The organism is Methylobacterium sp. E-025 (assembly GCF_022829705.1).
In the GTDB taxonomy this organism is placed as follows: domain Bacteria; phylum Pseudomonadota; class Alphaproteobacteria; order Rhizobiales; family Beijerinckiaceae; genus Methylobacterium.
This window is the reverse complement of the sequence record NZ_JAKSYR010000132.1, coordinates 1-6,286: the sequence shown is the minus strand read 5'-3', so window position 1 is coordinate 6,286 and position 6,286 is coordinate 1. Positions and strand designations below refer to the sequence as shown.

General features: G+C 62.6%; 7 protein-coding genes. 2 read left to right on the top strand and 5 right to left on the bottom strand.

Annotated features, from left to right (window positions below):
• Positions 1 to 486: methyl-accepting chemotaxis protein (locus MKK64_RS19215; RefSeq protein ID WP_243936514.1), on the top strand; the 486-nt coding region annotated here is incomplete at its 5' end.
• Here the strand turns inward: MKK64_RS19215 and MKK64_RS19210 are convergent.
• From MKK64_RS19210 to MKK64_RS19190, 5 genes are all read right to left on the bottom strand, one after another.
• Positions 483 to 857, bottom strand: a complete 375-nt coding sequence (locus tag MKK64_RS19210; RefSeq protein WP_243936512.1) for a hypothetical protein — start codon at positions 855 to 857, stop codon at positions 483 to 485. The genes MKK64_RS19215 and MKK64_RS19210 overlap by 4 nt on opposite strands.
• Before the next feature lie 231 nt (positions 858 to 1,088).
• On the bottom strand, positions 1,089 to 2,147 hold the full coding sequence (locus tag MKK64_RS19205; protein ID WP_243936509.1) for an HD-GYP domain-containing protein: 1,059 nt from the start codon (positions 2,145 to 2,147) through the stop codon (positions 1,089 to 1,091).
• Between the two features lie 144 nt (positions 2,148 to 2,291).
• Complete coding sequence (locus MKK64_RS19200) at positions 2,292 to 2,834, bottom strand: response regulator (RefSeq protein WP_243936508.1); 543 nt, start codon at positions 2,832 to 2,834, stop codon at positions 2,292 to 2,294.
• A 360-nt stretch (positions 2,835 to 3,194) separates the two neighbouring features.
• A complete protein-coding gene (locus MKK64_RS19195) occupies positions 3,195 to 4,886 on the bottom strand; it encodes a methyl-accepting chemotaxis protein (RefSeq protein WP_243936507.1) in 1,692 nt (563 codons plus the stop codon).
• A 285-nt stretch (positions 4,887 to 5,171) separates the two neighbouring features.
• On the bottom strand, positions 5,172 to 5,660 hold the full coding sequence (locus MKK64_RS19190) for a PAS domain-containing protein (protein ID WP_243936506.1): 489 nt from the start codon (positions 5,658 to 5,660) through the stop codon (positions 5,172 to 5,174).
• A gap of 407 nt (positions 5,661 to 6,067) precedes the next feature.
• On the opposite strand from MKK64_RS19190, the gene MKK64_RS19185 reads away from it, so the two are divergent.
• On the top strand, positions 6,068 to 6,286 hold a 219-nt coding region (locus tag MKK64_RS19185), incomplete at its 3' end, for a transposase (protein WP_243936505.1).

Genomic DNA, 6,286 nt, shown 5'->3' with positions numbered 1-6,286 from the left:
ATCTCGGAGCGCACGCACCTGCTGGCGCTCAACGCCGCGATCGAGGCGGCGGCGGCCGGGGAGAGCGGGCGCAGCTTTGCGGTGGTGGCCTCGGAGATGAAGCTTCTGGCCGACCAGGCCAAGGCGGCCACCCTGCAGGTGCGCGGCATCCTTTCGGAGATCCAGCGCGGCATCAACACCTCGGTGATGCTGACGGAGGAGGCGGTCAAGCGGGCGGCCACCGGCAAGGCGCGCTCCGACACGACCCAGCGCACGATCGAGGAGATCACCGCGCGGGTCGAAGAAGCGACGCAGACCTTCCAGCAGATCATCGCCTCGACCAACCAGCAGCAGCTCGGCATCGAGCAGGTGATGGGCGCCTTGCAGAACATCCGCCAGGCGAGCCAGCAGACCGCCGCCGGCACCCGCGAGGTCGAGGCGGCCTCGGCCAACCTCACCGAGCTCGCAGGAGCCCTCATGGCCCTCGCCGAGCGCTACCGGCACTAGGCGCCTTTCAGCCCCTGTCTCGATGCCTGGAGCTGCGGAACACCCGGTTGCTCGGTTCTCTCTATAAGGCCACGGGCCTGCGCAATGAACAGGTCGATCTGTACCAGCCCTTGAACGATCGCGACGATGAGATTGGCGTTCGCAGCATCGATATGAGGTAGCCTACTCGTTTCCCGGCTACGCAGGTCGGAGAGCAACGCCGTCATTTCATCCCGCCGTAGCCGCAGGTCTGCGAGGATCACCTCGGCCCGCGCCGCCTGCAGGCTCGTAGCTTGGCCCCCGGCCAGGAGCGCTACGGCGGCGACATCGATCCGAGCGAGAGCCGATTGCTCAGCCCCCTTCGGGCGCAATGGAATGATCTCTCTGCTCATCGTCCCGCATCCGCTTATCGGGAGACTTGTAGCCCCGATGCCGGCATACAGCCTGCCAACGGCAATGAGATGTTCATCTTGCAGGCGGCCGCAATCTAGCGCCTCAGCGACCTGCCAGAGCACCCAATCCAAGCGTGTGGAGGACGCGCTCATGATAGAGTGTACAGTAGTTTTCAGCCCGGCCGCTTCCAAAACGAAACTCTGTTGCCGGTTCATTCCTGTCCCGCAGCCTCACTCCACGTTCGGTACAGATGGATCGAATGCCACAGCTACAGGATGGAAGGCGTGCACAAGGTCGACATCGAGGTGACCTTCCATACCCTTCAGGATAGCGTAGGCCTGCAGACCGGCCATCGGCGGTCTGTAAGGACGTCGTTCGACAAGGGCCCCGTAGATGTCGCAGACGGTAACCAACCGCACGAGATCGGGAATCTCCCAACCCTTGAGCCGATCCGGGTAGCCGGTGCCATCGAGCAGCTCGTGGTGCGACCGCACAGCTGCTAGCATCGTGTCATCAAACCCCTGGCCCACGAGCATGGCGTGACCGCGCGTTGGATGCGTGCGCATCACCGCCGCCTCCGCCTCGGTGAGCTTGCCCGGCTTGTTCAAGATCTCGGTCGGAACGTGGATCTTGCCGACATCATGCAGCAGGGCAGCCTTCGTCAGGCGATGGCGGTCCGCCTCACGTAGACCGAGCGCGGCCGAGAAGGCGGCAGCCAGCGAAGCCACGAGCAGGCAGTGCTGGTGCGTGGCATCGTCGAATTGTTGGACCACTCGGATCCAGTCGTAGATGCCACTCTCACCGACGGCACGCACGACGAGGTCAGTACCGATTTCGGCGATGGTGGGCGTGATCGGTCTTCCGGATAAGAGCACCTGCCGGAGGAATTGCCGCGCTTCGACAGCCCGCTCCCGCACAGCAACTGAAATCGGCCGGATCTCTACCTGGAGACTGCCCAGTGTGGCGAGAAGCTGCTGTGCGCTCGCCTTGGCGCCGAGTGTACCATTCGCGCCCAGAACCTGGGCTTGAGCCTCGGCACGGGCAACATTGCCATGGACCAGGAACAGGTATGGCACCCCTTCGTCGCGCACTTGTTCCAGGACTCGGCGTAGGCGAACGATGGCATCGGAGGTGAGTGCCTCGACGTCACTGACGATCAGTTTGGGGCGTGATGCCGGCAGCGTATCGCCATACAAGTCATGGATGGCGCCGCCGGTCGCGGTCCCAAGATCGCGTGTGAGCCTTTGAGCACGACGCAGGTCATCCGTGATCAGCAGAAGCTCGCCCATGGCTATTTCCGATCTGAGCGCGTCCTAAATAGAACGTCGGTGGGCTATCTGAGGCTCTTAGCGAACTCGCGGCGCAATTCCGGCACACGCGCCTACGGCTCGGTAGTCCGGGCCAGCGCTTCGATGCGCGACCCGACCGCCGTTTCACGGACCGCCATAACCCCGTCCCAGGCTGACGCGAAGGCCTCGACACAGGCCGGGTCGAAATGGCGGCCACTGTCGGCTTGGATACAGCGCAGCGCTTCCTCGACCGCCATGGCCGCCTTGCTCGATCTCGCCGGCCAGTGTCGTCGCCTGCTCGTCGAGGTGCCGCACCGCCTTCGCCAGTCGGACGAGGTTACCCACCCGCACATTTAGCTCGACCCCCTTCGCTCGCTTATCGAGGAAGTCGGTGGCACCCGCCTCCAGCGCGCTGAGCCTGACCGTATCGCACACATCGCTGGTAATCATGGCGACTGGCACCTGTGCGTAGTGCGGTATGGCGCGGATCTCACGGATGAAGGTGATCCCGTCCAGCTCGGGCATGTGCTGGTCAATCAACACAAGATCGAAGGCGCAGGTCTGGGCCTCGACCAACGCCGCGAGCGGGTCGCTGCAGGCGGTGACGATAATGCCGTCTTTGGCCTCCAGAAATTGTCGAAGACGAAGTAGCATCACCTTGCTGTCATCTACGAGGAGGACGTCCATAATTGTTTTCCGTCGGTTTGGTGGGACTGTGATGCGGTCTGAACCGGACGACGTGTTCAGGATGGATAGTCTTCAGCGAGCAAGCCTAGCCGCGAGAAGGTGTCAGCTAAGTGATACAAGATGCTGCGTAGAGTCTGGATCTCCGGCATCGAGCTGCCGGGCAGGACAGCGAGACAGTCGATTTCCTGCTCTAGATCCCGGCTCAGCTGCCGCAGCGAGCCTCCGCGTGATCGGATCTGAGGCCAGCGCGGCCCTGGATCGGTATTGGCAGTGAGGAGCTGCTCCAGCGCCGCCGCCAGCCGCTCAGCACCCGCTTAGTCAACACGGCGGGACAGCAGGTGAACCTCGGCCATGGTAAGCTCAAGCCGCCCGGACAGTGGCGAGGAAGCGCCCGACCTCGGCCGCGAGGGTCTCGGACTGGCGCGACAGCTCCGAGGCCGCGCCGAGGACCTGACTGGCAGCGGCGCCGGTCTCCTCGGCGGCGCCGGCCACGCCGGCGATGTTGCTGGTCACCTCGCCCGTACCCATCGCCGCCTGGCTGACGTTGCGCACGATCTCCTGTGTCGCCGCGCCTTGCTCCTCGACCGCCGCGGCGATCGAGGTCGCCACGTCGCTGATCTCCTGGATCCGTACGGTGATGTTACCGATCGCCGTCACCGCCTGACCGGTGGACGCCTGGATGCGTGCGATCTGTCCCGAGATCTCGTCGGTCGCCCGCGCCGTCTGCGAAGCTAGCTCCTTGACCTCGGCAGCGACCACCGCGAAGCCGCGTCCCGCTTCACCGGCGCGGGCTGCCTCGATGGTGGCATTCAGTGCCAGCAGGTTCGTCTGTCCGGCGATGGTGGAGATCATGCCGACCACGTCGCCGATGCGCGAGACCGCCGTGCTCAACTCCTGCACCAAAGCGCCGGTTTGATCGGCTTCGGCGACAGCTTGCTGTGCCAGGGCGGCAGAGCCATCGACCTGGCGTCCGATCTCCTGTACCGATGAGCCAAGCTCCTCGGCCGCCGCGGCGACCGTGTTGACGTTGGTGGCGGCCTCCTCTGCGGCAGCGGCCACGGTCGTGGACTGGCTCGCTGTCTCGGTCGCCGTCGCGGTCATCGTCTGGGCTGTCGCCTGGAGCTCGGTCGCCGACGACGAGACCATGCCGATGATCCCGCCAACAGCGGCTTCGAAGCCGTCCGCCATCTGACGCATCCCAGCTTTACGCTGCTCCTCGGCTGCAAGACGTGCCTGCGCCGTATCTGCCTCCAACTGGCGGGTGCGGATCAGATTGTCCTTGAACACCTGCACCGCGGCCGCCATCGCACCGATCTCGTCTCGGCGGCTCCGATAAGGCACCTGGGACTCTGTATCGCCGCTGGCGATGCCCGTCATTGCCTTTGTCATGGCTTGGATCGGCCGCGACACGCGCAGCAGGCCGAAAGCGGCAGCAGCTATCGCAGTGGCAAGAGCTAGCACAACGGCAACGTAGGCGGCGGTCGTCGCAGCACCAATCTCGGCGGTTGCAGCGTCCGCATCGCGGCGGGCGCCAACTTCGTTCAAAGTCACATCGCGCTGGAGGGCTGCACGCGCATCGTTGTACAAGCTAACCGCCTCTGGCGCACTCATTAGGGTGAGCGCTGCGGCCTGCCGACCAGCTTCCATCAGGCGGCGCATCTCTGCATCGGTGCGCTCAAAACGGCTCCAAACCATCGCGAAGGCATCGTAGAGTGTGCGTTCCTCGGGTGATGAGACCATCGATTCGTAGACGCGGCGAGCCACGGCAAGCTTATCGTGCATGGCTGCCAGTTGGGCCTCATTTTCGGCAAGGCGAGCGGGCGTATCGGACAGGCTGAGTAGCCGCAGCTGCTTGATCCGCACCTCCGACGTGGCTGCGCGGATATCGTTGACGGCGATGACGGAGGGCAACCAATTGGTTGTCACCTGCACGACGTTGTGGCGGATGCCACCAAGCTTCAAGATGGAGAGGGTGCCCTGTGCCGCGCAGATCAATGCGAGAAGGCCGAAGGCGACGGATAGCGCGGCCTTGAGGGAGAGGTTCGGGCGCATGTGGCAGAGCTCTAATCGTGAAGGGCTAGTCGGACCAATGCCACGCTACCGCACACCTGAAGGCAGGGCACGGATGTGCAACAATCTCGTGCGAGAGCGCGGGATGTATGAACAGGGAAGCCTATCTAAGAGGCTGTCCTTACTATCTGAATTGCGTTATAAATGCTTAATTAAAACTTAATTCAACAAAAAATTGACCGGCAATACAAACTTATCAAAAGATCAAACGCTGAAAGGGTCCTCAAGGCACGCAAGGCCAAACTTATAAATTGATTGAATCGCGGGTTACTCGCTGGCCGTAGCTGCGAAAACGCCCAGGTCCCGCAGGGCGCCAGGTAATAAGTCGTTACTTATCGAGCAGGGCTCGTAGCGCCCGCCACTGCTCCCAGCCGGGCGGCCGACCCGCCGCACGACCTCACGCTCGAATGAGACGAAGGCCTGAATACCGCCCTCGGCATCCCGCAACGGCCGGCAGTCGATCTCGGCCCGGTACTTGGCTCCGTTGCCGCGGTAGTTGGTGACGTAGCCGTGAAACCGCTCGCCTGAGGATAGAGTGCGGTGGAAGGCGTCAAGCGTCTCCCGGCGCGTCTCCTTGCCTTGCATGAAGCGCGGACTCTGCCCGACGATCTCAACTGGGTCACGGCCGACTAGCTGCCCGAACGCGGGATTAGCGTAGAGGATGATCGGGCCCGGACGTTCGATCGCCGCATCCGTGACCACGATGCCGACCGAGATGTCGTGCGCAAACGCCTTGATCCACTCGACGATTGTCATTCAGCTCCAGCGCATGTGCCGCTCGCGTACGGTGCCGATCTTCAAGACAGCTACGGCGTCGACGTTCCATAGGATGCCCTATGCGAATGGCCGTGCGTCGGGAAAACCGTTGGATTGCCGACATACGAAGCCACAGGACTAAAATCCGAGATAAATTGAGTTTTGCTGGCTCGCTCTCAGGGAACTAAGCTGGAACCCTGCACGGTCATTCCTGTGACGACGATAGGACACTTTGCATCAAAACGCGTTGCGCCGAGACCGGTCGCGTATGATCTTCGAAGTTATTAATTTGTGGCGGCGTTCGTTCTGCTGGCTTGGACAATGTTAGGTTCCGATCGCTTCCTGATCAGCCCCCATTGAAGTGGTCCGCCCTTTGGTATGGCTTTTGAGCCTGGAGGACGGACGAGATGGCAAAGCACCCGAAGCCCGAGGAGATTGTTGCTAAGCTGCGGCAGGCGGATGTGCTGATCTCACAGGGCCAGAGGGTGGCCGATGCAATCCGCGCGCTCGGCGTGAGTTCGGTGACATACTACCGGTGGCGGCGTGAATTTGGCGGACTGAAATCAGATCAGGTTCGACGGATGAAGAGTCTTGAGACCGAGAATGCTTGGCTTCGAAAGGCAATC